Below are 25,172 nucleotides of genomic sequence, written 5' to 3' on the forward strand. Positions count from 1 at the left end.
AGACTAGATCAGGAACGCGAGCGCGCGCACCGCGGCCGCGCACAGGGCGACGAACCCGCCCAGCAACGCGAGCATGCGCAGCCCCTCCTTGTGGAGCTCGGGGAACCTCGCGCCGACCCGCTCCACCTCTCGGTTGACGATCATGCCGCAGAGGACGCCGAACACGACGCCCGCGAGGATCACCGGGGCAGGCTGCAACCACCACTCAGGCGGCGGCGAACCCCCGCAGGCCAGCCACAGGGTCACCCAGGCCGCCGCGGCGGCGGGAAGCCCCGGCCAGGCGAGCACGGTCAGCAGCGAGATCGCGAAGACCGGCGGGAAGGACGCGGCCCGCAGGACACCCCGTGACCTGGCCGTCCTGCGTCCGCGCGCCAGCCGGTGCCCGGCCCAGACCGAACGGACCAGCGCGGCGCAGGCCCCCGTCACGGCGAAGGTGGCCACCGGCCAGATCACGGTCGCCACGACACACGGCACGGCCAGTACGGCCAGCAGCAGCCCCAGCGCCGCGCTCCCCTTCTGGGACGGCCTGCCGGGCACGGAGTCCTCTGCGGAGCCGCCCGCCCGCGGCCTCCTGACCATCCGCCGGGCGGGCCTGTCCCCGGACGGCTCACCGGTCACGGGCTGACGCGTGACCCCCTCGTGCCCCTGGACGGGCCGTCCGGGCCGCGGCGGCTCCTCCGTTCTGGTGCCCGCCCCGCGCGGGCGCGCCTCCGCTCTGCGCGCCGCACCCGCCGCGGCGGCCACCGGAACCTGCCGCGCCGCGCCGCGCGGCCTCTGCTCCGCTCCCGCGGCCCTGGCCAGCCGGCTCAGACGGGCGGTGAGAAGGGCCGCGGTCGGGCGCTTGGCCGCCTCCCGGTGCAGGGCCGCCCGTACCAGCGGGAGCAGCGCCGCCGGGACACCGGCCAGATCGGCCTGGCCGTTGAGGATGGCGTACATCTGCGCCTCCGCGGGCCCCCTGCCGAAGGTGGGGCGCCCCGTCGCCGCGAAGGCGACGGTCGCCGCCCAGGCGTGCACGTCCGCGGGTTCACCGACGGGCTCGTCGGCGAACACCTCGGGAGCGGCGTAACTGGGGGTGCCCAGGAAGGTTCCGGTCAGGGTGAGCCGGGTGGCGTCCAGCACCTGGGCGATGCCGAAGTCGATCAGGACCGGGTCGTTCTCCACGTTGATCAGGACGTTGGCGGGCTTGAGGTCACGGTGGACGATCCCGGCCGCGTGGGTGATCGACAGGGCGGTGGCCAGGCCGTGGGCCAGATTGATCAGCGCCGTCCCCCCGAGCGGGCCGCCGCGCCGTACACGGTCGAGGAGGGTGTCGCCCTCGATGTACTCCATGACGAGGTAGGGGCGCTCACAGGCGAGGTCGGCGTCGAGGACCCGCGCGACGTAGGGGCTCTCGACCCGGCGCAGCGCGCGCACCTCGCGTTCGAGGCGTATTCGCGACTCCGCGTCGGCGTCGACGGCGTCGTGGAGCATCTTGAGGGCGACGCTCTCACCACGCTTGTTGGTCGCGTGGTAGACCTCACCCATGCCGCCCCGGCCTAAGCGCTCAACCAGCGTGTAGGAGCCGACGCGCCCGAGACGACCCACGTGACCTCCTGCGTCGGCCACATGGCCCTGGGGGGACCGCTGTGCCTACCGGGTCGCACGTTCGCCCGTGCTTCCCTGCTCTCCAGCCATAGGAGTCCTCACCATAGCGGGCGAATATGACGATTTTCCGGAGGCGCGCCGTACGAGGGGAAAGATCCATGCCGATTCAGGGGCGGGACTCCTCCAGGAGACTGTCCAGCTCCGCCGTCGGCTCGGCCGACAGGTCCCGCCTTCCACTACGGCGCCAGCGCACATGCCCCCTGCCCTCAAGCCACAGCATCAGGCGGTCGAGACACACCAGCACGACGACGACGAACAGGAACGCGATCACGGTCTCCATGGGGCCCAGTCAAACCATCCTGGGCCCCGATCACCCGGAGCGACACACCCTAACCGTTCGTAGCGCCCGAAGAGGCGATGACCGTGCCCGCACCGGTGCGCAGATGCCCCTCACCGGTGTAGATCCACTTGGTGGAGGTCAGCTCCGGCAGGCCCATGGGCCCGCGCGCGTGCAGCTTCTGGGTGGAGATGCCGATCTCGGCGCCGAACCCGAACTCTCCCCCGTCGGTGAACCTGGTCGAGGCGTTGACCGCGACCGCGGCCGAGTCGACCAGGGCGACGAATCGCCGGGAGGCCGTGACGGAGCGGGTGACGATGGCGTCGGTGTGGCCCGAGCCGTACTTCCTGATGTGCGCGACCGCCTCCTCCAGGGAGTCGACGACGGCCGCCGCGATGTCCAGCGAGAGATACTCGGCCAGGAAGTCCTCCTCCCCCGCGGGCACCACGCCGTCACCGTGGGCGGCGATCCTGGCGTCGCCGTGCACCGTGACCCCCTCGGCCGCCAGCGCGGCCAGCGCGCGCGGCACGAAGGCGTCCGCGACGTCGGCGTGCACCAGGAACGTCTCGGCGGCGTTGCACACCGAGGGCCGCTGCGCCTTGGCGTTGACCAGGATCTCCAGGGCGAGGTCGAGGTCGGCCTCGGCGTCCACGTAGACGTGGCAGTTGCCGACACCGGTCTCGATGACCGGGACCGTCGACTCCTCGACCACCGAGTTGATCAGTGAGGCCCCGCCGCGCGGGATCAGCACGTCGACCAGGCCACGGGCCCGCATGAGCTCCTTGGCCGACTCCCTGGACTGTCCGGGCACCAGCTGTACGGCCCCGGCCGGGACCTCGGTGCCCTCCAGCGCCTCCTGCATGATCCTCACCAGGACCGTGTTCGACGCGTAGGCGCTCGACGAGCCGCGCAGCAGGGTCGCGTTGCCGCTCTTCAGGCAGAGCGCGGCGGCGTCCACGGTCACGTTGGGACGGCCCTCGTAGATGATGCCGATCACGCCGAGCGGCACCCTGAGCTGGCGCAGTTCGAGACCGTTGGGCAGTGTGCCGCCCCGGATCACCTCACCGACCGGGTCGGGCAGGTCGGCTACCTGACGTACGGCGTCCGCGATGGCGGCGACCCGTCCCTCGTCGAGCCTGAGCCGGTCGATCATGTAGGTCTGGACGCCGTTCTGTTCCGCCCGCTCGACGTCGAGCGCGTTCGCGGCGACGATCTCGGCCGACCTGGCGACCAGGGCGTCGGCGATCGCGCGGAGCGCGACGTCCTTCGGGGCCCGCGGCAGCGGGGCCAGCTCGGCGGCGGCCTCCTTAGCCGCCAGGGCTACCTTCAGGAAGTCCTCGGACATGTCGCGCTCCAAAAGAACTAGTGGTGGGACTCCAGTATGACGATGTCGTCACGGTGGATGAGCTCGCGTTCATATTCCGGACCCAGGCTGACGCCCAGTTCACGCGTCGAACGGCCGAGCAGGTCCGGGATCTCGACGGCGTCGAAGTTGACCAGCCCTCTGGCGACCACCCCGCCGAGCGGCCCACACAGATCGACCGGGTCGCCCGCGGCGAAGTCTCCCTCGACGGCGGTGACCCCGGCGGGCAGCAGCGACTTGCGGCGCCCGACCACGGCGTCCACCGCGCCCGAGTCCAGGTGGAGCCTGCCCCGCCCGGTGGTCGCGTGTGCCAGCCAGAGCAGGCGGGTGCCCGGATGACGGCCGTCGGGGTGGAAGCAGGTGCCGATGTCGACGCCCGCGAGAGCCTGCGCGGCGTGCGCGGCCGCGGTCAGCACCACCGGCACGCCCGCACCGGTGGCGATCCTGGCGGCCTGCACCTTGGTGACCATCCCACCGGTGCCGACGGCGCCGCCCTTGCCCAGCTCGACCCCGACCAGGTCCTGCGGGCCGCGCACCTCCCGCAACCTGCTGGCACCGGGACGGCGCGGGTCGCCGTCGTAGAGCGCGTCCACGTCGGACAGCAGCACCAGGGCTTCGGCGCGCGTCAGGTGGGCGACCAGGGCGGCGAGCCGGTCGTTGTCGCCGAAGCGGATCTCGTCGGTGGCCACGGTGTCGTTCTCGTTGACCACCGGGACGATGCCGAGCTCGAGCAGCCTGCTCAGCGTGCGCTGGGCGTTGACGTGGTGCGCGCGGCGCATCATGTCGTCGGCGGTCAGCAGCACCTGGCCGACCCTCAGGCCGTATCGGGCGAAGGAGGAGGTGTAGCGGGCGACCAGCACCCCCTGGCCGACCGAGGCCGCGGCCTGCTGGGTGGCCAGGTCACGCGGCCTGGCCGAGAGGCCGAGCGGGCCGAGACCCGCCGCGATCGCCCCGGAGGAGACCAGCACGACCTGCGTCCCCGCCGTACGGCGCGCGGCGAGCACGTCGACCAGGGCGTCGACCCGGTCGACGTCGATCGTCCCCTGCGGGGTCGTGAGCGACGACGAACCCACCTTCACGACAAGGCGCGAGGCCGTACGGATTCGATCGCGCACAGAGTCCACGAAACGCTCACCTTTCCCGGAATCGGAGGGGCCGCGGAGATCACCGCTGGACAGCAGGCTATCCGAGCCTGTTGTCCGAGCCGCGCGGCCCCTGGTGCACGGCCTCGGCGTTGAGGGTCGGCTGCCAGTCGAAGATGTAGCCGTTCTCCATGGAGCCGATGATCACCTCGGCGCCCGCCTTCGCGCCCGCCTTGGTGAGCTCCTCCTCGACCCCGAGCCGTTCGAGACGGTCGGCCAGGTAACCGACGGCCTCGTCGTTGGTGAAGTCGGTCTGGCGGATCCACCGCTCCGGCTTCGCCCCGGTGACCTGGAAGGTGTTGTCGTCGACCCGGCGCACCGCGAAACCCGTGTCGCCGAGCTGCTTGGGCTTGATGACCAGACGGGTCGGCTCGACCACCGGCGCGGCCTTCCGGGCGGCGTCGACCATCTCGCCCATCGCGTAGGTCAGCTCCTTGAGGCCCTCGTGGGTGGCCGCGGAGATCGTGAAGACCCGCATGCCCCGCTCCTCGAGCATCGGCCTGACGATGTCGGCCAGCTCGCGGGCGTCGGGGACGTCGGCCTTGTTGAGCACGGCCAGACGCGGCCGGTCCTCCAGCTTGCCGTACGCCCTCAGCTCCGCCTCGATCGCCTCGTAGTCGCTGATCGGGTCGCGGTCCGGTTCCATGGTCGCGCAGTCGATCACGTGCACGAGGGTGTTGCAGCGTTCGACGTGCCGCAGGAACTCGTGCCCCAGCCCCTTGCCCTCGGACGCCCCCGGGATCAGGCCGGGCACGTCGGCGACGGTGAAGATCGTGTCGCCCGCGGTGACCACGCCGAGGTTGGGGATCAGCGTGGTGAACGGGTAGTCGGCGATCTTGGGGCGGGCCGCGGAGAGGGCGGCGATGAGCGAGGACTTGCCCGCGCTGGGGAAGCCGACGAGGGCGACGTCGGCGACGCTCTTCATCTCCAGCATCACGTCGAGCTCGTCACCGGCCTCGCCGAGCAGCGCGAAACCGGGGGCCTTGCGCTTGGTCGAGGCCAGGGCGGCGTTGCCGAGCCCGCCGTGGCCGCCCTCTGCGATCACGTAGCGGGTGCCGGCGCCGATCATGTCGACCAGGACCTCGCCGGTCGACGCGTTCCTGACGACGGTGCCGTCGGGGACGGGCAGCACGACGTCGTCGCCGTTCGCCCCGTCACGGTTGGACCCCTGGCCCTGCTTGCCGTTGGCCGCCTTGCGGTGCGGGCGGCGGTGGTAGTCCAGCAGCGTCGCGGTGTTGGCGTCGACCTCAAGGATCACGTCGCCGCCGCGACCTCCGTTGCCTCCGTCGGGGCCGCCGAGCGGCTTGAACTTCTCCCGATGGACAGAGGCGCAGCCATGTCCCCCGTCACCGGCCTTGATGTGCAGGACCACTTGGTCCACAAAGTCCGGCATGCCTGCTCCCTACCCCCATATGCGGAAATACCCGTTTTAAAACGCGAACAGGGGTGGACCGCCTATGCGATCCACCCCTGCCGTTGACGTCTGTCGGTGCGGATCTACTCCGCGACCGGGATGATGCTCACTGCGCGGCGCCCGCGCTTGACGCCGAACTTCACGTGACCCGCGGCCAGCGCGAACAGCGTGTCGTCGCCGCCACGGCCGACGTTGTCGCCGGGGTGGAAGTGGGTGCCACGCTGGCGAACGATGATCTCACCGGCGTTGACCAGCTGACCGCCGAAGCGCTTCACACCGAGCCGCTGGGCGTTGGAGTCACGGCCGTTCCGAGTGGACGACGCGCCCTTCTTGTGTGCCATCTCGCAAAACTCCCGAAACTCAGGCCTGGTTGATGCCGGTGATCTTCACCTGCGTGTAACGCTGGCGGTGACCCTGGCGCTTCTTGTAGCCGGACTTGTTCTTGTACTTGAGAATCCGGATCTTCGGACCCTTGGTCTCGCCGAGGATCTCGGCGGCGACGGTGAACTTGCCCGCCTCGGTGGTCACATCGCCATCGTTGACGACGAGCACCGTCGGCAGCGAAACCGTGGAACCGACCTCGCCGGCGACCTTGTCCACCTCAAGGACGTCACCGACGGAGACCTTCTGCTGCCTGCCGCCGCAACGAACGATCGCGTACACCGCGGAACCCTTCTTCTGACTGTTTGCTCGCTGGATGCTGCGCCCCGCATCCGGCCGTGGGCATTGATTGTGACCGACGAACCAGGTAGGCGCGCGAACAGGGCGCGCCATGAGCGCACCGGTTCACCAGGGTACCGGATTACCGGTCTCCTGGTCGAACCGGGCGGAACGTCGGTAGGCCGGGCCAGGCCCGTCCCTCGTGGAAATCCTGTGGAACGGGTCTAGTCGGCCGTCTTGGCCTTACGGGAGCGTCGCCGCCCCCGGCCCGAAGCCTGTACGGCTTGCGCGTCCTCACCTCGGACGTCATCAAGCGCATCGGTCACCGTATCACGGCCGGACACCTCGCTGGCCGCGACGGCGTGGCCGTCCTTGACGAGCTTCTCCGCGACGGCCTTCTCCACGGCCATCTTGCCCTGGGTGCCGCGCGGCTCGGGCTTGCTCTCCACCGGCTCGGTGGAGACGTGCAGGCCGCGGCCGTTGCAGCACTCACAGACGGTCGAGAAGGCCTCGAGCAGCCCCTGCCCGACCCGCTTACGGGTCATCTGGACCAGGCCGAGCGAGGTGACCTCCGCCACCTGGTGCTTGGTCCGGTCACGGGCCAGGCACTCGAGCAGGCGCCGCAGCACCAGGTCCCGGTTGTTCTCCAGCACCATGTCGATGAAGTCGATGACGATGATGCCGCCGATGTCCCGAAGCCTGAGCTGGCGGACGATCTCCTCGGCCGCCTCCAGGTTGTTGCGGGTGACGGTCTCCTCAAGGTTGCCGCCCTGGCCGGTGAACTTGCCGGTGTTGACGTCGACGACCGTCATGGCCTCGGTCCTGTCGATCACCAGCGAGCCGCCGCTGGGCAGCCAGACCTTGCGCTCCATCGCCTTGGCGATCTGCTCGTCGATCCGGTAGGCCGCGAAGACGTCGCCCTGCTCCTGCCACCTGACGAGCCGGTCGGCCAGGTGCGGCGCCACGTAGCGGACGTACTCGTCGACCGTCTCCCACACGTCGTCGCCCGCGACGACCAGCGAGGTGAAGTCCTCGTTGAACACGTCGCGGACCACCCGGACCGTCAGGTCGGGCTCGGACGACAGCAGCTCGGGCGCGCTGGCCGACTTGGCCTTGCGCTGGATGTTCTCCCACTGGGCCGACAGCCTGGCCACGTCGCGGCCGAGTTCCTCCTCGGAGGCCCCCTCGGCGGCGGTGCGGACGATGACGCCCGCGTTCTCCGGCATCACCTTCTTCAGGATGCCCTTGAGCCGGGTGCGCTCCTTGTCGGGGAGCTTGCGGCTGATACCGGTCATCGAGCCGTCGGGCACGTAGACCAGGTAACGGCCGGGAAGGCTGATCTGGGAGGTGAGCCGCGCGCCCTTGTGCCCGATGGGGTCCTTGGTGACCTGCACCAGCACCGACTGGCCCGACTTCAGCGCCACCTCGATCCGCTTCGGCTGGCCCTCCAGGCCCACGGTGTCGAAGTTGACCTCACCGGCGTAGAGCACCGCGTTACGGCCCTTGCCGATGTCGACGAAGGCCGCCTCCATGCTGGGCAGGACGTTCTGCACCTTGCCGAGGTAGACGTTGCCCACGTAGGACTGGCTCGCCTCACGGTTGACGTAGTGCTCGACCAGCACACCGTCCTCGAGGACCGCGATCTGGGTGCGGCCACCGGTGCGGCGCACGACCATGACGCGTTCGACCGACTCCCTGCGGGCCAGGAACTCCGACTCGGTGATGATCGGCGGACGCCGCCTGCCGAGCTCCCTGCCCTCCCTGCGGCGCTGCTTCTTGGCCTCCAGGCGGGTCGAGCCGCGCACGCTCTGCACCTCGTCGGCGGAGGTGCTGCGACCGGCCCTGGGCGCGCGGATGCGCACGACCGTGTTCGGCGGGTCGTCGTTGATCTCACCCGCGTCGTCGGCGCCCCTGCGGCGGCGACGGCGGCGACGGCGGGAGGTGCCGCCGCCGTCCTGCTCCTCCTCCTGGGCGCTCTCGGCGGAGGGCTCCTCCTCCTGCGGCTGCCGCTGTTCGGAGTCGTCCTCGTCGGCCTCGTCGAGCTCACGCGTCTTGCCCCGGCCACGACCGCCCCTGCGGCGGCGACGGCGGCGGCTGCCCTCGAACTCGTCCCCATCCGAGTCGTCGTCCTCGGGCTCCTCTGCGCCCTCCGCCTCGTCCTCGACGGCCTCGGGCTCAGGCTGCGGCGGCTCGGGCGGCTGCGGCGCGGCGGGGCGGGCGGGCGGTTCCGCGCGATAGGGATCGGGCGCCTGGAACAGCGGCTGGAACACCGCGGCGGGCGCCTGGAAGGTGACGGTGGGGACCTCGAAGCGTTCCTGCGCGGTCAGGCCGAACGGATCGGCGAACAGGCCGGGGCGCTCCTCGGCGACATCCTCGCCCGCGGGCTCATCGTCCAGCGGCTCGTCGGCGGGCATCGCGACCAGAAGCCCCTCCGGGACCTCCTGGACCGGAACGACCTCCTCGGCCGGAACCGCCTCGGCGGCCAGCTCGGGGAGCGTCTCCTCCTGGACGGCCTTCTTCCGCGTACGGCTGCGCCTGGCGGGCGCGGGGGCCTCCTGCGCCGGTTCCTCGGCGCTCTCCTCAGCCGCGGCGACCGGCTCCGCCGTCTCCTCGGCCGTCTTCTTCGTACGGCTCCGCCGCGTGGTCGTACCCGTCGCCGCGGTCGTCCTTCGTCTGGTGGCGCGCTTGGGCGCCTCCTCCTGAGCCGGCTCGGGCGCCGTCACCTCAGGCGCTGTCACCTCGGGCGCCGCCGTGGCGACCGGCTCCCCGGCGGGCTCGGGCTCCGGTTCGGGTCTGGTGACCACGACCACCGGCGGGGTGGTCTCCGGCTCCTCCGGCGGAGGGCCCGCCGGCCTGCTCGCGGCCCGCCTGCGCGGTGCCTGCTTCGGCTGTTCCTCTGTGTCCCCGCCAGGGCCTGTGGCCCCGGTTCCGGGCTCGTTGTCGAGCATGCGGGCGTTCTCCCGTCAGCTCCCGGGCGCGTCTCCGCGCCGCGCGGGAGCTCTCGTCTCTCGCTGTACGCCGGGCCCGCGGGTCCGGCGCCAAGTCCTATAGGTCGCCGCCGACGTGCCCGCCCACCGGTTCCGTTTCGCCGCCGCGCGTGGTGTCGCGGTCCAGGCCGAAGGGGTCGGCGGGCTCACCGGTCATCACGTCGAGCGGTCCCTGCGCCAGCCTGGTCACCTCGGGGGGCACCGGCGGCGCGAAGCCAGCCACAAGACGCAGTCCGGTAAGAACGTCGTCGGGTCGAACGGCAGGAGTAGCGTGCCGTACAACCATGCGAAGTATGACACATGGCTGACTGGACCCCTGACCTGCTGTTGTCTCAGTTCCCTCAGTTGCCTCACGGGTCTCGAGACCCAGCACCGCCTCCCGGGCGTCGAAGCGGCGCAGCCCCTTCTTCGTCAGGCGCTCGACCTCGACGCGCTCGGCGGCCTTGAACTGCTCGACCGCGACGGCCGCGAGGGCGGGATCCGCCTGCGGCAGCCGTACCTCCCACGCGGAGCATTCGAGCCGGTCGGACAGGTTCTCCCCGGCCGCCTCGACGACCGCCAGCACGTCGAGGCCCGGCGGGAGCGAGTCGTCCAGGGCGGCGCGCAACCGGTCGGGGTCGCATCGCCGGGTCACGGCGATCTCAAGGTATTCGGCCTCGCTCGCGACTCCGGTCGGCGCGGCGGCGCCCACGTAGGAGATCCTGGGGTGGGGTGAGAAGCCCGCGCTGAACGCCACCGGCACGTCGGCGCGGCGAACGGCACGTTCCACCGCCCGGGAGATGTCACGGTGACTGGTGAAGCGCAGACGGCCGCGCTTGGCGTATCGGACGCGTAGACGCTGCGCGACCGGCGCGGGCGCCGGCCCATCGGGAACGGGTTTCAGAGTGGTTTCGTCCTTCCCAAGTCGTGATGGTCGCCTTTGTCAGCGGGCCGTGCTCACGCACGGCCTATATCAGACAACCGTCAGTGGCAGCAGCTTCTTCCCCGTGGGCCCGATCTGGATCTCGGTGCCCATGGTCGGGCACACGCCGCAGTCGTAACACGGGCTCCAGCGGCAGTCCTCGACCTCGACGTCGTTGACTGCGTCCTGCCAGTCCTGCCAGAGCCATTCGCGGTCGAGGCCCGCGTCGAGGTGGTCCCAGGGGAGCACCTCGTTCTCCTCGCGCTCCCGCGTGGTGTACCAGTCGACGTCGATGCCGACCTTGGCGGCGGCGTCCATCCAGCGCTGGTAGGAGAAGTGCTCGCTCCAGCCGTCGAACCGTCCGCCGTCCTGCCACACCGCACGGATGACCTCACCGACCCTGCGGTCACCCCTGGACAGCAGCCCCTCGACGATCGAGGGTTTGCCGTCGTGGTAGCGCATGCCGATGGCGCGGCCGTACTCCTTGTCGCCGCGCAGGGTGTCCTTCAGCGCCTTGAGCCTGTGGTCGACCACCTCGTGGGAGGCCTGGGCCGCCCACTGGAAGGGGGTGTGCGGCTTGGGCACGAACCCGCCGATGGAGACCGTGCAGCGCACGTCACGCGACCCGGTGGCCTCGCGACCGGCCTTGATGACCTTCCTGGCCAGGTCGGCGATGCCCAGGACGTCGACGTCCTCCTCGGTCGGCAGACCGCACATGAAGTAGAGCTTCACCTGCCGCCAGCCCTGGCTGTAGGCCGTGGTGACGGTCCTGATCAGGTCTTCCTCGGTGACCATCTTGTTGATCACCTTGCGCATCCGCTCTGAGCCGCCCTCGGGGGCGAACGTCAGGCCGGAACGGCGGCCGTTGCGGGAGAACTCGTTGGCCAGGTCGATGTTGAAGGCGTCGACCCGGGTCGAGGGCAGCGACAGCGAGGTGTTGGTGCCCTCGTAGCGGTCGGCCAGCCCCTTGGCGACCTCGCCGATCTCGGAGTGGTCGGCCGACGACAGTGAGAGCAGGCCGACCTCGTTGAAGCCGGAGGCCTTGATCCCGGCCTCGACCATGTCGCCGATCGTGGTGATCGAACGCTCCCTGACCGGGCGGGTGATCATCCCTGCCTGGCAGAAGCGGCAGCCACGCGTGCAGCCGCGGAAGATCTCGACGCTGAACCGCTCGTGCACGGTCTCGGCCAGGGGGACCAGCGGCTTCTTCGGATAGGGCCACTCGTCGAGGTCCATGACCGTGTGCTTGTGGATGCGCCAGGGCACGCCCGAGCGGTTCGGCGCCACCCGCTGGATCCTGCCGTCGGGGTGGTATTCGACGTCGTAGAAGCGGGGCACGTAGACCCCGCCGGACTCGGCCAGGCGCATGAGCAGTTCGTCGCGTCCGCCGGGCGAGCCCTCGGCCTTCCACTCGCGGATCACCTCGGTGATCGCGATGGCGACCTGCTCACCGTCCCCGAGCACCGCGGCGTCGATGAAGTCGGCGATCGGCTCGGGGTTGAAGGCCGCGTGACCTCCGGCGAGGACGATCGGGTCGTCCTCGCCCCGGTCAGCGGCGTCGAGCGGGATGCCGGCGAGGTCGAGCGCGGTGAGCATGTTGGTGTAACCGAGCTCGGTGGAGAAGGAGATCCCGAACACGTCGAACGCCCGCACGGGGCGGTGCGCGTCGACGGTGAACTGGGGCACCCCCTCGGCCCGCATGAGCGCCTCCAGGTCGGGCCAGACCGCGTAGGTCCGCTCGGCCAGGGTCTCCGGCATCTCGTTGAGGATCTCGTAGAGGATCTGCACGCCTTGGTTGGGCAGGCCCACCTCGTAGGCGTCCGGATACATCAGAGCCCAGCGGACCGTCGCCTCGTCCCAGCTTTTGACGGTCGAGTTGAGCTCACCTCCGACGTACTGGATCGGCTTCTGCACCCTGGGCAGGAGCGCTTCCAGGCGGGGAAACAACGACTCGACAGGCATAGGCCAAGACTATCCGCCTAGAAAGGGTGCCACTGGCGATCGTCGCCCGCCCTCAGCGAGTCAAGGCGGTGCCGAAGCTCGGCGAAGGCGGTCTCGTCGCGGTGCGCGTTGCGCAGCACGGCGGTGAGGGTCTGCAGCTCGCGCATGTCGCGCAGCACCGGATACCCCTCCCACCTGGTCGCGTCGTAGCCGTAGGCCTGGCTGAAATTGCTCCGCTGGCGCTCGGTCAGCCCGAAGCGCACGCCCGCGAGCGTGGGAATCAGGTCGATCTCCCTCGGCCCGGCGCACACCCCGTCCCAGTCGCACAGCAGGAACCCCTCACGGGTGCGGATCATGTTCCCCCGATGGGCGTCCCCGTGCACCAGCCCGTACGGCAGCGCGAACTCAAGCCGCTCGTAGTAGGTCTCGGCCAGCGCCTCGCAACGTTCCAGGAGCCAGGCGCGGTCGGCCTCCCCGAGGGCGAGACCGGCCAGGATCGACCTGCGCACGGTGCCGAACGGGTCGTGGGTCGGCAGTTCGAACGGCACCGGCGGAAGGTCGTGCAGCCGCCGCAGCAGCGGTCCGAGCTGAGCCGGGTCCGGCGGGGGGCCGATGTGCTCCTCGTGGTGCCAGAAGGTGGCCAGGAACCCCTCGGCGACGATCGGCTGCTTGATCTCAAGCGGCCTGATCGTGGGGAAGCCCTGTTCGACCAGCCAGCGCGTGACCTTCACCGAGGTCACCAGGCGGTCGAACTTCCCGGGGGTGTTCGCCTGCGCCAGCCGTACGACGACGCGCTCGGCTGGCAGGTGGTAGACGGTGTTGGCGAAGTCACGCAGCAGCGTGACCCCGTCCGCGTCCAGATCGGCCTTCCGGCATGCCTCGTTGAGTGCCATGGCTGCCCTGGTGAGGAGCGAGCCCTCCGCGGCAATCGTCATCGTCCGCTCCTGTCTGAAATGGCGTGGCGGGCCCGCTGGGGCAGACCCACCGCGCAGAAACTCTCGATCTGCCTGGCCAACTGCTGTCCGCCGGGCCGGGATGCCAGCAGCTCACGACCCGTGCTGAGGGTCGCGCCCAGGCTGCCGATGCGTCTGTCCGGCGCGAGCGCGAGAATCGGCTCCATCGCCTGTTCGGCCCCTGCGGCGTCGCCCTCCATGATGTGGGCGACCGTCAGGTGCGCGCTGGCCATGGACTCACACCCGTAGGAGCGGTTCTCCGGCTCCCCCGCGGCGTACAGCGCCAGCGACTCGCGGGCCGCCTCGATGGCCGAGGCGGGCTCGTCGAGGTGCAGGTGGGTGACCGCCGCGTAGTAGCGCTCCTTGGCCGGGCGGAAGGCGAACTCCCCGCCGATCTCGTCGTGCAGCTCGTCGGAGCCCGCCGCCCTGGCGTCCTCGGCCTGGCGCAGCTGGTCGGCGGCCTCCCTCCTGCGGCCGAGCATGGCGTAGGAGCGGGCGCACAGCATGTGCAGACGGGCCGCGCCCGACCCCGCGCGCAGGTAGCTCAGGCCCTCCTCGGCGTATCTGGCGGCGTCGCCGTAGCGTCTGTCCCACAGCGCGACGGAGGACTGCATGCCCCGCGCCCAGCCCATGAGCGCGATGTGCCCGGCCACCTTGCCGTAGGTCCACGCGGCCCGGGCGAGGGTGTCGGCGGGGATACGGCGGTCCATGTCCATGCTGACGTTGGCCATCAGCCCGCACAGCGCGCCGGTGAGGAAGTACAGCTCCCTGGCCTGCCCGGGGTGGATGCGCTTGTCCAGCGCCTTCCTGGTGCGCTCCTGCAACTCACGCATCTCGACGAACAGCGGCAGCGGCGCCTCGGCGACGTAGCGCTTGCCGACCCAGATGACCTGTGTCCGCAGCCGTTCCAGCGCACCCGCGCCCAACTCGCTCGCCTCCGCCTCCTCCGCGTGCGCACCGGCCTCGTCGGCCGCGACCGTGATCATGTCGAAGGCGGGCGGCGCCGACGGCACGGCCCGAAGCCCCTCAGGTGTGTAGTCGTTGGCGAAGCCGAGCTGGACGGGGCCGGTCTCGAAGAGCCTGCACAGCAGATCGGTGTAGTCCCGGTCGGGCCGCGCGCCCGCCTCCCACTCCCGCCACGAACGCTCGGTCAGGCCTCGTCGCTTGATGCCCTCCCTGTCGCACAGGGCGTGGAAGTGCTCTATGGCCTCCTCGACGGTCCACCCGTGGGCGAGCCTGCGGCATTTGAACAGGCTCTGCTGCGGGCAGCAACTGTGGATCTCCTCGACCATCTGCTGGATGACGGCCGCGGACGGCGGTCCCGGCAGAGCGGCGAGCGTACGGTTGCGGATGATAGTGGCGCAGGCGAGGGCGGCACGGTCTCCGCCCCTCGAACTCTGGGTCATAGGCTTTTTCGGCCCTTTCCCGATGGGGTCGCCCCCACGCTAGTGGTCTGATCGACATCGGGTGGACCTGAGAGCATTTCGCCGGTTAAGGGGAGTTTCTCCCTCATGAACCGTTACCGCCGAAGGGAACCACCGTCCCACCGTTGCGCAGCTGAGCCTGGAACAGCTGCCCGCACAGGCTGCTCGGAGTTTCGGCGAACCATACCGCAGGTGGGTTCCCGGCCGAAACAGCGGCCCAGCGACCCTTGCTGAACACGATCCGATAATCGGGGAACGCGGTACGTAGCAGTTCCAGTGCCCGTTGCCGCTCGGCGAGCTCCGATGTCACGGCCCCTCCGTCATCGCGAGTTCCGTCATCGTTCCCAGAATGTTCGCTTGACGCACGGAAATCCAGTGAGAATCCAGGGGCGCGAACATGCGGACGGCTCTCATGTTCGCCGATTCAGAATGGTTGCTCGCGAATGTGGATGGCCTGGAGCAGGCCTATGGCGATCATATTGGCGAAGGTCGCAGTACCACCATACGAGACAAACGGCAGCGGAAGACCTGTAATCGGCATGATTCCAATCGTCATTCCGATGTTGACGAAGGCCTGGAAGGCGAGCCAGCAGACGATCACCCCCGCCACCAGCGTCCCGAACCGGTCGTCGCACAACCGCGCGATCCTCATGCCGCGCAGCAGGATCACCCCGATCAACGCCACCACGGCGACCGACCCGAGGAAGCCGAACTCCTCCCCGGCGACGGTGAAGATGAAGTCGGTGTGCTGTTCCGGCACGAACCGCCCCGTCGTCTGACCCCCCTCGAACAGCCCCTTGCCGAAGAGCCCCCCCGACCCGATCGCGATGAGCGACTGGGTGCTGTTGTAGCCGACCCCCCGCGGATCACTCGCGGGGTTCAGAAAAGCGGTGAACCGTGCGATCTGGTACGGCTCGAGCACGTCGAACAACCAGACGGCCGCCACCCCGCAGACCACGAGCAACGCCAGCCCGAGAATCCACCGCTTCCTGACGCCCCCGACCACCAGCGCCCCGGCCGTGATCACGCCGAGGACCATGGTGGTGCCCAGATCGGGCTGGAGCATCACCAGCCCCATGGTGAACCCCGCGACCCCGAGCGAGAGCCCGATGTCCAGCGTGCGGGGCCTGTCGGTGCCCCTGACCGGCCTGGCCAGCAGCATGGCGAGCATCAGCACCAGCCCGAGCTTGGCGAACTCCGAGGGCTGGAAGGCGAACCCGCCCCCCAGCATGATCCACGAGTGGGCGCCGTTCACCGTCGAGCCGAGCGGCGTGATCACCAGCACCAGGCCGACCAGGCTCATGACGTAGACCAGCGGCGCGTAGACCCGCAGCGACCTGTGGTTGACCATCACCGCCACGCTGGTCAGCGCGATCCCGATGGCCACGTTGAGAATGTGCTTCTTGACGAGGCCGGTCGAGCCGGGCGCCCAGGTCCTGGTCGACGACCAGACCAGCAACGTCCCGATCACCGTCAGCGCGGCGACCGCGACCAGCAGCACCCCGTCCATCCTGCGCACCGCGGAAGAGGCCGCGACCGCCCTGCGTGTGAGGGAACCACCGGCCGGCACGGCCATCGTGCGGTTCATCGGGCCACGGTCCCGTCCCGCTCGATCATCGGCAACCTGGTCGCGGGCCGGTGGTCGGGCAGCGCCGCGCGCACCGGCTTCCCCTTGTCCTGACCGTCCTGCGGCGCGATGCCGTAGATGCCCTCGTAGATCTTCCGCGCGGCCGGAGCCGCGGTCTGACCGCCCATCCCTCCCTGGGAGACCATCACGACGATCACGAAACGCGGTTTCTGCGCCGGGGCGAACGAGGCGAACCAGGAGGTGTCGTTCTTGCCGTACACCTCGGCGGTTCCTGTCTTGCCGCCGACCCTGACCTTGTCCATGGGGAACCCGCCGAAGGCGCCGGCGGCCGTACCGTCCGAGGCGACCTCGCTGAGCGCCCCCCTGATGTAGGACCGCTCGGTCTGGGAGAGCGGCAGTTTGCCGACGACCGGGACCTTGATCTCCTTGACCATGGTGCCGTCCGGGCGTACCAGCGCCCAGCCGATACGGGGACTGCGCAGCTTGCCGTCACCGACGAGCGCCGCGTAGGCCGCGGCGAGCTGCAACGGAGTCACCAGCACGTCACCCTGCCCGATGGAGAAGTTGGCCGCGTCTCCGGGCCGCCACTGGTAGCCCTCCAGGCAGTTCTCGTACGCCAGCTGTTTGAGGAAGGCCGCCCGCGACGGACTGGACCTGGCGACCTCCGGATATCCGCTCTTGGCCCGCCTGCAGTTCTCCGTCTTGGTCGCGTCCCACAGTTGCTTCTTCCACTCGCGGTCGGGGATGCGCCCCGCCGACTCCCCCGGCAGGTCGATCCCCGTCGGCCTGCCGAATCCGAAGGCCCGCGCCATCACCGCCATCGGTTCCTTCGTCTTGCCCCTGGGCCGCAGCCCCCCGTCACGCAGCCACTGCTCGTACGCCGCCCGGTAGAAGATCGTGTCGCAGGACTTCACCAGCGCCGTGTGCAGGGTCAGGGTGCCCATCCCGATGCCGTGGAAGTTGTTGAACGGCCTGCTGCCGACCATGAAGGACCCCGGGCAGTCATAGTGCCCGTGCAGCGGATAACCGTCCCTGAGCATCGCGGAGACCGAGGAGATCTTGAACGTCGAGCCCGGCGCGAACTCCCCCTTGATCGCCCTGGACACCAGTGGCCTGCCCGCCTTGCCGGAGAGCAGGCGCTGGTACTCGGGCTCCGAGATGCCCCCCGTCCACACCGCCGGGTTGTAGGTCGGCGCACTGGCCAGCGCGACCACCCTGCCGGTCCGCACGTCGAGCACGACCCCCGCCGCTCCGTCCGCGGACGGCGCCGACTTCATCGCCCCCGCCAGCGCCTTCTCCGTCACCGCCTGCACCCTGGCGTCGATGCTGGTGATGAGCGTGTCACCCGGGGTCGGCTGCACCTGCCGCTCCACCCCGATCACCTTGCCGAGCCGGTCGACCTGCACCCGTCTCAACCCGGGAACCCCTCGAAGCTCCTTGTCGTAGACGGCCTCAAGACCGTCACGGCCCATCAGGTCGACCCCGGAGAAGACCGCCTTGAACCCATCGCGCCTCTCCAGCTCCTCCTGTGTGATCGGCTGCAGGTAACCGAGCACCTGCGCCCCCGCCGAGTTCCCGGGATACTCCCTGACCGCCTGCACCTCGGCGGTCACCCCGGGGAACTCCTCCTGCCGCTCCAGGATCTGCAGCGCCTCACGCGTCGTGACATCGTCGTCGATCGGAATCGGCTGGTACGGCGAGCCCGGCCAGCACGGCCTGGTGACCCCCGGCCCGCACGCCCTGATCCGCATGCGCAGCTCCGACGGCTTACGGTCGAGCACCGCCGCCAGACGCTGCAGCACCTCCCTGCCGTTGCCCTCCATCCGGTTGAGGCTCGTACGGTCGACGGAGACCACGAGCCTGGTCCGGTTGCGTACCAGCGGACGCCCCGCCGAGTCGAGGATCTGCCCACGCACCGCGGGCACGACCACGTCACGGGTCCGTGTCTCGGTCGCCGCCTCGACGAACTCGGCCCCGCGCACCACCTGCACCTGCCACAGCCGTACGGCGAGCAACGCCAGCATCGAGGCCACCAGGATCTGGATCACGACCAGCCTGGTCCGTGTCCTGATCATGCCCGCCTCCCGCGGACCGGGACCGGCGCCCCGCCCCAGCCTCGCCGTCCGCTCATCTACGTCCCCGAACCAGATGCGTGACCGGCCGCAACTCCCGCTCGCGCGGCCCCTTGACCATCCTCATCACCAACCACACCGTCGGAGGCGCCGCCAGCAGGTTGTAGCCGATCGCCCAGGGCAGCGGAGAGGCCAGCACGTCCCTGCCCGCGCCGGGCGCCCCGAGCAGCACGCTGACCACCGCGACGGCGGGCGGCCCCGCCGCGGCGCAGGCCAGCGCGACCGGCAGCCTCGCGTCGGGACGGCTCTCCCCCGCCCTGCCCGCGGCGAACCCGATCAGGCACAGCACAAGCGCGTACTGCCCGAGCACATGGGCGGCGGGCGGCAGCACGTCACCGGCGAACCCTGCGCCGAACCCCATCACCGCCCCCGCGGTCGCGCCACGGACCAGGGCGTACCCCACGACGGTGAGCAGCACCAGGTCGGGCGTGGCCCCGCCGGGCAGCGGAATCCGGTTCACGAACGTCACCTGGACGACAAGGGCCAGCAGGAGCACCGCGACGGCCCCCAGGTCACGGCTCACCCTCCGCCTCCTCCCGCGACTCGCCCCCACGCGGCGCCTTTCCCCGTGGCACAGCCGGCAGCACGGTGTCCCGCGGGGCACGCTGGGGCGCCTGCACCACCACCCCGACCACGTCCAGCGCCGTCAGATCGGCGTACGGCCGCGCGTAGGCCACCCTGGTCAGCTCCCCCGGAGTCGCCTCCACACGCTCGACCACCCCGATCGGCACCCCCGCCACGTACGGCGCGCCCCGCTGGGAGCCGAAACTCACGATGCGGCGTCCCGGCACGATCTGCGCCGAGGAGTCGAGCAGACGGAAACGGAGCAGACGACCGTTCTGCCCGATCCCGTGCACCAGCCCGATCTCGTTGCTCCCTTCAAGGCGCGCCCCCGCCGCGGAGGCCGGGTCACTGAGCAGCACCACCGTCGAGGTCGAGGTGCCCACCTGCACCACCCTGCCGACCAGGCCGTCGCCGTTGAGCACGGTCATCTCGGAGCGCACCCCGTCGGCACTGCCCACGTCGAGCTGTACGGCCTCCTCGAAACCGGGCGTGCCACGCCGCGCGATCACCTGGGCGGGCACCAGCCGGTATCCGGCGGCCCCCGCGACACCGAGCAGACGGCTCAGCTCCTGTGAGTGCCCACGATCCAGCGCCTGGGCCGTCAGATCCCGTCTGAGCCGCTGGTTCTCCGCGCGTAGCACGTCGATGCGGTGCTGCGCGTCCGGCGCGGCCGCCATCGTCTCGAAGAAGTGCCCGACCGGCCGGACCAGCCCCGCCCCGAAGTTCTCCGCGGCGCCGAACAGTTCGGCGCCGACCCCTCTGAGCGGGCTGAGCGGGGAGTTCGCTCCCGCGCGGTGGTCGACGGTCATGAGCACCAGCGCCGCGGCCAGCAGCACTCCCAGGCTCATCCGTGCCCGGCGCGTGTCCCTCATCAGTGCCGCGGTTCCGACACCAGGACCTGCTGCAGCGCCTCGAAGTCCTCGACGCACTTACCCGAACCGAGCGCGACGGAGTCCAGCGCGTTGTCCACCAGGTGGATCGGCATGCCCGTCTCGTCCTTGAGCCGCTCGTCCATGCCCTTGAGCAGCGCACCGCCTCCGGTGAGCGCGATCCCACGGTCCATCAGGTCTCCGGAGAGCTCCGGCGGGCACTTGTCCAGCGTCGTCTTGACCGCGTCGACGATCACGTTCACCGGTTCCTCGGTGGCCTTGCGGATCTCGGCCGCGGAGACGACGACCGTCTTGGGCAGGCCGGTGACCAGATCACGACCCCGGATCTCGGCGTGCCCCTCCTCAGGGAGCGCGCAGGCGGAGCCGATGGCCATCTTGATCTCCTCGGCGGTCCGCTCACCGAGCATCAGCGAGTACTCCTTCTTGGCGAAGGTGATGATCGCCTGATCCAGCTCGTCACCGCCGATCCTGATCGACTGGCTGGTCACGACCCCGCCCATCGAGATGATCGCCACCTCGGTCGTCCCGCCGCCGATGTCGACCACCATGTTGCCCGTGGGCTCGTGCACCGGAAGCCCGGCCCCGATCGCGGCGGCCATCGGCTCCTCGATGATGTAGACCCCCCGGGCCCCCGCCTGGTAACCGGCCTCCTTGACCGCCCGCTGCTCGACCCCGGTGATCCCGCTCGGCACCGCGATGATGATGCGCGGCTTGGCGAACTGACGGCGTCGGTGCACCCGCTGGATGAAGTAACGGAGCATGCGCTCGGTGACGTCGAAGTCGGCGATCACACCGTCCTTGAGGGGCCGGATCGCCATGATGTTCCCGGGTGTCCTGCCGATCATGCGCTTGGCCTCGATGCCGATGGCCACGATCTTTCCCGTGGTCGTGTTTATCGCGACGACGGAGGGTTCGTTGAGAACCACACCGCGGCCCCGCACGTAGACGAGGGTGTTGGCGGTGCCGAGATCGACCGCCATGTCGCGGCCGAGAAATGCAAGCTTGCTGCTCATGAGGAAGGCGGCCTCCTTCCGTCGGGTCGTCGGCGAAAACTACAGAACGCACTCGAATCGTAACGTGACGTACCCACCACTGAGCGCAATGAGCCCACCAGCTCCGAGAAAATCTTAGAGCTTCTCAAACACGCGGAGCCCCGTCGTCCTCCTGGGCGACGGGGCTCCGCGAGGCCGGAGACCTAGAAACGGTCCGGGAAGAAGAGCTTGATCTCGCGGGCGGCGGACTCGGGAGAGTCGGAGCCGTGCACGACGTTCTCACCGATCTCCAGGGCGTGGTCGCCACGGATGGTGCCGGGAGCCGACTTCACCGGGTCGGTCAGACCCGCCAGGGCGCGGAAGGCCTCGACCGCGCGAGGGCCCTCGGCGACCAGCGCGACCAGCGGACCGGAGGTGATGAACTCGACCAGCTCGCCGAAGAACGGCCGCTCCGAGTGCTCGGCGTAGTGGGCCTTGGCGGTGTCGGCGTCCAGGGTGCGCAGCTCAAGCGCCGCGACCTTCAGGCCCTTGCGCTCGATCCGGGCGATCACGTCACCGATGAGACCACGCGCGACACCGTCGGGCTTGATCAGGACAAGAGTGCGCTCGGACACTGAGGTTCTCCTTTGAACGGGGATGACTCGCGGACTGCGAGGAACGCGCGAAGTTTATCGCCCTCGGCCCGGTTCCCCGTGGTCGGCGACGTCATGGCCGGTCCGCCCCGTCTCCCACCGCCCCCTCGGGGGACGGAGTCGGCGGCGGCACGACCGGCAACGCCCCCGGCTCGGGTGTGTCCGCCGCTCCTGGGTCCCGCCGGGGACCGGTCTCGGGCACGGCCCCATCGGGCCCTTCCTCCTCGGTCTGGTCGGCGGATCGGTCATCGCCCGTGGACCCCACCGGAGACGGAGCCGAGTCGGCCGGCGGCGCGGGCGCCGGGACCGAAACGCTCCTCTCGTTCCTCGCCACCCCCTCCTGCGAGGCCTCGTCTTCGTCGGCCCCGACACGGACCACGACCGTACGGCGGGCCAGCGCGGCGCCGAGCACGATCGTGACGACCACCAGACCACCACCGGCGAGCGCCCACAGATGCAGCGCCCCGACGAACGCGTCCACCATCGCCTGCGGGGTCCCCGCCTGCCTCAGCATGGTGAGCTGGACGCCGGTTCCCAGCAGGAAGCCGGACAGGATCCCCGGCAGGAACAGCGAGAGCGCGAACAGCGCCACTCCCACTCCCGAAGGACGCAGCACCGCGGTCAGGGCCACAGCGGCACCCGCCGTGAGCAGCGCGAAGGGAAGCAGGAGCGTGGGTCCCTCCGCGGTGGGCAGCAACGCTCTGACCGCGCACAACCCGGCGACCAGGACGGCCAGGCCACCGGCGGCGCACAGGGGAGCGGTGGTCTCTCCGAGCCTGCTCACCGCGACGGCCGCGACCAGTCCGAGGACCCCGGCGACCAGGAAAGCCGGCCACAGCCCGCTGAGCCCGGGACCGCTCAACCCACCCAGCTCGACATTGGTGACCTGCGCCGCGGTCGGCAGGACGACGACGCCGACCACCAGCATCGTGTAGGCGGGAGCCCTGCCCGCTCCCTCCCCGAACCCGCTCGCCGAAGCCAGGAGGAAAAGTCCGATGATCGACAGCACCGCGACGAGAATGAGCAGGCCCGGCGGCCAGTCGAACGTCGTGCCCAGGGCCAGTGTCGCGACCGCCACGGCCGACACCGCCGCGACCGGCAGGCGGCCGCCCCGCATGGCCTCGGGACTCGCGGAACCTTCGCCGCTCCTTATCCAGAACACGAGATAGACAGCGGCCAGCACCAGCGCCACTCCGGTCAGCATGGGGTACGGCTGGAGCGTGACCCTCCAGGACCTGACCTCGTTGAGCGGCCACAGAGCCAATGCCTGCGCGGCTGTGAGACTCACCGCCAGCATGCCCGCCCAGAGGGCGCGCAGGACGGCGGAGCGTTCCCAGACCGTCACAAGGCTGGCGGGCAGCAGCAGCCCGGCTCCGACGCCGTGCAGAGCCCGCAGGGCCCCGACCAGAGCCGCCGACCCGGCGTAGCCCCCGGCTGCGTCCGCGAGCGCCAGCAACGCCAGGCCAGCGACCAGGACCGGCACCGCCCGGACCCGGCGTAAGAACAGTGCGGCGAGCGGCACGGTCAGCACCATCGCGGGCAGGGCGAGCCCGTGTGCCCTGACCATCTCGATCTGGGAGACGTCGGGCGGCAGCAGTGCCGCGACCACCGAGATGGTGTTGGGAACGGCGACGATCGCCAGCGGAAGGGTCACCGTGACGAGCAGCCCTAGGATGACGTCGAGCATCAGCGAGGCACGGAGAGGACGCGCCAGGTCAGCGGACCCGGCGGCCACCCCCCGGGCCGGCTGCATGGGAGGGACGGCCATGTTGGCCGACTTTAGCGGGAAGTCACGCCCTCGACACGGCGAGCGACGAATATCGCTGTGATCCACAGCGCGGCGAAGATCGCGCCAAGGAAGAACATGGTCGGAACCAGGAAACCCGCGGCTATGGCCAGAACCTGGATCACGCTTCCCACGATGTAGGCGAAGGGGTGTTTCAACAGACCCACCACCAGGACGCAGAGGACCGCCAGACCCAGTCCGACCGTCACCGCGAAAGCGGGCTCGACCCCCTGGGTGTTGATCGCCACCGGCGTGAAAAGACCGACGACGATCGCCTCCATGCCCAGAACACTGGCGCAGAGCCGCCGCATACCCGGCGTGACGGTGAACATGCCCCGTCTCTCGCTCACGTGGCCTCCTCCGCCTTCAGCAGCAGTCGCGCGTCCCCGGCCGTGACCACGGATCCGGTGATCAACACGCCGGCACCGGCGAACTCCCCTTCCTCGTCGGCCAGGGCGATCCCCATGTCGATCGCCTCGTCGAGCCGTTCGGCCAGGCGAACCCGGTCGGCTCCGAAGATCTCTCCGGCCAGCGCCGCGAGCCTGTCCGGCTCCATGGACCTCGGCGAGGAGTTCCTCGTCACCACGATCTCGTCCATCATGGGCTCCATCAGCTCGAGGATGCCCTGGACGTCCTTGTCGGCGAACATGGCCACCACACCGATGAGCTTGCCGAAGCCGAAGGACTCGTGGACGGCCTCCAGGGTCGCCTGTACCCCGCCCGGGTTGTGCGCGGCGTCCACGAGCACCGTCGGGCCCCGCCGTACGACCTCCAGCCTTCCGGGTGAGGTGACGTTCAGGAAGGCCTGCCGTACCAGCTCGATGCCGAGGGGTTCGTCCCCCCCGGTCAGCGCCTCGACGGCGGCCAGCGCGCAGGCGGCGTTGCCCGCCTGGTGCGCGCCGTACAGGGGGAGGAGAACCTCCTCGTAGACCCCTTTGAGCCCCTTGAGGCCGAGTAGCTGCCCGCCGACCGCCAGCTCCCTGCCGAGCACGCCGAACTCCAGCCCCTCCCTGGCCACCGTCGCCCCGGCCTCCACGGCCCTGCGCACAAGCACCTCCGCAGCGGGAAGCTGCTGCTGCGCAAGTACGGCGGTCGCCCCCGGCTTGATGATCCCGGCCTTCTCCCCGGCGATCGTCGCGACGTCCGGACCGAGATAGTCGACGTGGTCCAGGGAGATCGGAGTGATGACGGCGACCGTACCGTCTGCGACATTGGTCGCGTCAAAGCTGCCGCCCATGCCCGTCTCGATGACCGCGACGTCCACGGGAGCGTCGGCGAAGGCCGCGAAGGCCATCGCGGTGAGCGTCTCGAAGAAGGAGAGCCTGCGTCCCTGAGCGTCGATCATCTTGAGATAGGGCTCGATGTCCAGATAGACCTCGGTGAAACGCTCCTCGCTCAGCGGAAGGCCGTCGATCGAGATGCGCTCGCGCATGGACACCAGGTGCGGACTGGTGAAGCGACCGACACGCAGATTGCGCTCACGCAGAAGCGTCTCGATCATGCGCGTCGTGCTCGACTTACCGTTGGTGCCGGCGACGTGCACGATCGGATAGGCGTCTTGAGGGGAACCGAGCACGTCCATGAGCGCGGCGATCCTGTCGAGAGTGGGCTCGAAGTTCCACTCGACGCCACGTTCCATGATTGCTTGTTCGACCGCTCGATATTCCACGCCTCAAGCCTACTGACCCGCAAGCCGCCCTTCCCCCAGCCCCACGCCTGTGCGTCCCTTCGCAACGCCTTCAGGGAAGACACGGCTCGCCCCGACGCGATGCCGAGACATGCGATCGTCGAACACCGGCCACCAGATGAGCCCTCCCCCAGCCCTCACACCCTCGGCCCTTTTCCGGCCCCGGCCCCGGGTTTCACCGTCCACAGCCAGAGC

The 25,172-nt window shown here is 70.0% G+C and carries 22 protein-coding genes; all 22 read right to left on the reverse strand.

The genetic code is table 11. From position 1 onward, the window contains the following. Positions 1 to 3 precede the first annotated feature (3 nt). Positions 4 to 1,584: a serine/threonine-protein kinase gene (locus ACFYY8_RS40840; RefSeq protein ID WP_390050467.1), complete on the reverse strand. Its 1,581-nt coding sequence runs from the start codon at positions 1,582 to 1,584 to the stop codon at positions 4 to 6. Between the two features lie 166 nt (positions 1,585 to 1,750). Then, positions 1,751 to 1,924 (reverse strand): hypothetical protein, encoded by a 174-nt coding sequence (locus ACFYY8_RS40845; RefSeq protein ID WP_390050468.1) that lies wholly within the window; start codon positions 1,922 to 1,924, stop codon positions 1,751 to 1,753. Positions 1,925 to 1,973: 49 nt separating this feature from the next. Further along, positions 1,974 to 3,266, reverse strand: coding sequence for a glutamate-5-semialdehyde dehydrogenase (locus tag ACFYY8_RS40850; RefSeq protein WP_390050469.1), 1,293 nt, complete (start codon positions 3,264 to 3,266; stop codon positions 1,974 to 1,976). Between the two features lie 17 nt (positions 3,267 to 3,283). Beyond that, positions 3,284 to 4,408: a glutamate 5-kinase gene (proB, locus tag ACFYY8_RS40855; RefSeq protein ID WP_390050470.1), complete on the reverse strand. Its 1,125-nt coding sequence runs from the start codon at positions 4,406 to 4,408 to the stop codon at positions 3,284 to 3,286. A 58-nt stretch (positions 4,409 to 4,466) separates the two neighbouring features. After that, complete coding sequence (obgE, locus tag ACFYY8_RS40860) at positions 4,467 to 5,819, reverse strand: GTPase ObgE (protein WP_390050471.1); 1,353 nt, start codon at positions 5,817 to 5,819, stop codon at positions 4,467 to 4,469. A gap of 104 nt (positions 5,820 to 5,923) precedes the next feature. Beyond that, on the reverse strand, positions 5,924 to 6,181 hold the full coding sequence (gene rpmA, locus ACFYY8_RS40865) for a 50S ribosomal protein L27 (protein ID WP_390050472.1): 258 nt from the start codon (positions 6,179 to 6,181) through the stop codon (positions 5,924 to 5,926). A gap of 19 nt (positions 6,182 to 6,200) precedes the next feature. Beyond that, a complete protein-coding gene (gene rplU, locus ACFYY8_RS40870; protein WP_352016351.1) occupies positions 6,201 to 6,503 on the reverse strand; it encodes a 50S ribosomal protein L21 in 303 nt (100 codons plus the stop codon). A gap of 221 nt (positions 6,504 to 6,724) precedes the next feature. Beyond that, positions 6,725 to 9,448, reverse strand: a complete 2,724-nt coding sequence (locus tag ACFYY8_RS40875; protein WP_390050473.1) for an Rne/Rng family ribonuclease — start codon at positions 9,446 to 9,448, stop codon at positions 6,725 to 6,727. A gap of 97 nt (positions 9,449 to 9,545) precedes the next feature. Next, positions 9,546 to 10,370: a TIGR03936 family radical SAM-associated protein gene (locus ACFYY8_RS40880; protein WP_390050483.1), complete on the reverse strand. Its 825-nt coding sequence runs from the start codon at positions 10,368 to 10,370 to the stop codon at positions 9,546 to 9,548. Between the two features lie 69 nt (positions 10,371 to 10,439). Beyond that, a complete protein-coding gene (locus ACFYY8_RS40885; RefSeq protein ID WP_390050474.1) occupies positions 10,440 to 12,350 on the reverse strand; it encodes a TIGR03960 family B12-binding radical SAM protein in 1,911 nt (636 codons plus the stop codon). Between the two features lie 17 nt (positions 12,351 to 12,367). Next, on the reverse strand, positions 12,368 to 13,264 hold the full coding sequence (locus tag ACFYY8_RS40890; RefSeq protein WP_390050475.1) for a phosphotransferase family protein: 897 nt from the start codon (positions 13,262 to 13,264) through the stop codon (positions 12,368 to 12,370). Then, complete coding sequence (locus ACFYY8_RS40895) at positions 13,261 to 14,688, reverse strand: hypothetical protein (RefSeq protein ID WP_390050476.1); 1,428 nt, start codon at positions 14,686 to 14,688, stop codon at positions 13,261 to 13,263. The genes ACFYY8_RS40890 and ACFYY8_RS40895 overlap by 4 nt, the downstream gene beginning before the upstream one ends. A gap of 103 nt (positions 14,689 to 14,791) precedes the next feature. Further along, complete coding sequence (locus ACFYY8_RS40900) at positions 14,792 to 15,016, reverse strand: hypothetical protein (protein ID WP_184715420.1); 225 nt, start codon at positions 15,014 to 15,016, stop codon at positions 14,792 to 14,794. Positions 15,017 to 15,130: 114 nt separating this feature from the next. Further along, positions 15,131 to 16,294: a rod shape-determining protein RodA gene (gene rodA, locus ACFYY8_RS40905; protein WP_390050477.1), complete on the reverse strand. Its 1,164-nt coding sequence runs from the start codon at positions 16,292 to 16,294 to the stop codon at positions 15,131 to 15,133. Continuing rightward, positions 16,291 to 18,369 carry a penicillin-binding protein 2 gene (mrdA, locus tag ACFYY8_RS40910; RefSeq protein ID WP_390050478.1) on the reverse strand — a complete coding sequence of 693 codons (2,079 nt, stop codon included), beginning with the start codon at positions 18,367 to 18,369 and terminating at the stop codon, positions 16,291 to 16,293. The genes rodA and mrdA overlap by 4 nt, the downstream gene beginning before the upstream one ends. 52 nt (positions 18,370 to 18,421) lie before the next feature. Then, positions 18,422 to 18,949 (reverse strand): rod shape-determining protein MreD, encoded by a 528-nt coding sequence (mreD, locus tag ACFYY8_RS40915; protein ID WP_390050479.1) that lies wholly within the window; start codon positions 18,947 to 18,949, stop codon positions 18,422 to 18,424. Beyond that, a complete protein-coding gene (mreC, locus tag ACFYY8_RS40920) occupies positions 18,939 to 19,862 on the reverse strand; it encodes a rod shape-determining protein MreC (protein ID WP_390050480.1) in 924 nt (307 codons plus the stop codon). Before mreC ends, mreD begins: the two co-directional genes overlap by 11 nt. Beyond that, complete coding sequence (locus tag ACFYY8_RS40925) at positions 19,862 to 20,893, reverse strand: rod shape-determining protein (RefSeq protein WP_352016360.1); 1,032 nt, start codon at positions 20,891 to 20,893, stop codon at positions 19,862 to 19,864. The genes mreC and ACFYY8_RS40925 overlap by 1 nt, the downstream gene beginning before the upstream one ends. Positions 20,894 to 21,075: 182 nt before the next feature. Beyond that, positions 21,076 to 21,486 (reverse strand): nucleoside-diphosphate kinase, encoded by a 411-nt coding sequence (gene ndk, locus ACFYY8_RS40930; protein ID WP_362784402.1) that lies wholly within the window; start codon positions 21,484 to 21,486, stop codon positions 21,076 to 21,078. Between the two features lie 91 nt (positions 21,487 to 21,577). Beyond that, on the reverse strand, positions 21,578 to 23,272 hold the full coding sequence (locus ACFYY8_RS40935) for a hypothetical protein (RefSeq protein WP_390050481.1): 1,695 nt from the start codon (positions 23,270 to 23,272) through the stop codon (positions 21,578 to 21,580). 11 nt (positions 23,273 to 23,283) lie between these two features. Further along, the gene (locus tag ACFYY8_RS40940; RefSeq protein WP_390050482.1) at positions 23,284 to 23,622 is read right to left on the reverse strand and encodes a DUF4233 domain-containing protein; all 339 of its coding nucleotides are present in this window, start codon (positions 23,620 to 23,622) and stop codon (positions 23,284 to 23,286) included. A 14-nt stretch (positions 23,623 to 23,636) separates the two neighbouring features. Then, a complete protein-coding gene (locus tag ACFYY8_RS40945; protein ID WP_390050484.1) occupies positions 23,637 to 24,929 on the reverse strand; it encodes a bifunctional folylpolyglutamate synthase/dihydrofolate synthase in 1,293 nt (430 codons plus the stop codon). Positions 24,930 to 25,172: the final 243 nt, after the last annotated feature.

It is taken from the genome of Streptosporangium sp. NPDC001559 (assembly GCF_042893955.1).
GTDB lineage: Bacteria > Actinomycetota > Actinomycetes > Streptosporangiales > Streptosporangiaceae > Streptosporangium.

What these genes read in the sequence shown, in the direction of transcription:
- ACFYY8_RS40845 (WP_390050468.1), bottom strand. Translation starts at nt 1,924, where the DNA reads ATGGAGACCGTGATCGCGTTCCTGTTCGTCGTCGTCGTGCTGGTGTGT.
- ACFYY8_RS40850 (WP_390050469.1), bottom strand. Translation starts at nt 3,266, where the DNA reads ATGTCCGAGGACTTCCTGAAGGTAGCCCTGGCGGCTAAGGAGGCCGCC.
- obgE (WP_390050471.1), bottom strand. Translation starts at nt 5,819, where the DNA reads ATGCCGGACTTTGTGGACCAAGTGGTCCTGCACATCAAGGCCGGTGAC.
- rpmA (WP_390050472.1), bottom strand. Translation starts at nt 6,181, where the DNA reads ATGGCACACAAGAAGGGCGCGTCGTCCACTCGGAACGGCCGTGACTCC.
- ACFYY8_RS40875 (WP_390050473.1), bottom strand. Translation starts at nt 9,448, where the DNA reads ATGCTCGACAACGAGCCCGGAACCGGGGCCACAGGCCCTGGCGGGGAC.
- ACFYY8_RS40885 (WP_390050474.1), bottom strand. Translation starts at nt 12,350, where the DNA reads ATGCCTGTCGAGTCGTTGTTTCCCCGCCTGGAAGCGCTCCTGCCCAGG.
- ACFYY8_RS40890 (WP_390050475.1), bottom strand. Translation starts at nt 13,264, where the DNA reads ATGACGATTGCCGCGGAGGGCTCGCTCCTCACCAGGGCAGCCATGGCA.
- ACFYY8_RS40895 (WP_390050476.1), bottom strand. Translation starts at nt 14,688, where the DNA reads ATGACCCAGAGTTCGAGGGGCGGAGACCGTGCCGCCCTCGCCTGCGCC.
- rodA (WP_390050477.1), bottom strand. Translation starts at nt 16,294, where the DNA reads ATGAACCGCACGATGGCCGTGCCGGCCGGTGGTTCCCTCACACGCAGG.
- mrdA (WP_390050478.1), bottom strand. Translation starts at nt 18,369, where the DNA reads ATGATCAGGACACGGACCAGGCTGGTCGTGATCCAGATCCTGGTGGCC.
- mreC (WP_390050480.1), bottom strand. Translation starts at nt 19,862, where the DNA reads ATGAGGGACACGCGCCGGGCACGGATGAGCCTGGGAGTGCTGCTGGCC.
- ACFYY8_RS40925 (WP_352016360.1), bottom strand. Translation starts at nt 20,893, where the DNA reads ATGAGCAGCAAGCTTGCATTTCTCGGCCGCGACATGGCGGTCGATCTC.
- ACFYY8_RS40935 (WP_390050481.1), bottom strand. Translation starts at nt 23,272, where the DNA reads ATGGCCGTCCCTCCCATGCAGCCGGCCCGGGGGGTGGCCGCCGGGTCC.
- ACFYY8_RS40940 (WP_390050482.1), bottom strand. Translation starts at nt 23,622, where the DNA reads ATGTTCACCGTCACGCCGGGTATGCGGCGGCTCTGCGCCAGTGTTCTG.
- ACFYY8_RS40945 (WP_390050484.1), bottom strand. Translation starts at nt 24,929, where the DNA reads ATGGAACGTGGCGTCGAGTGGAACTTCGAGCCCACTCTCGACAGGATC.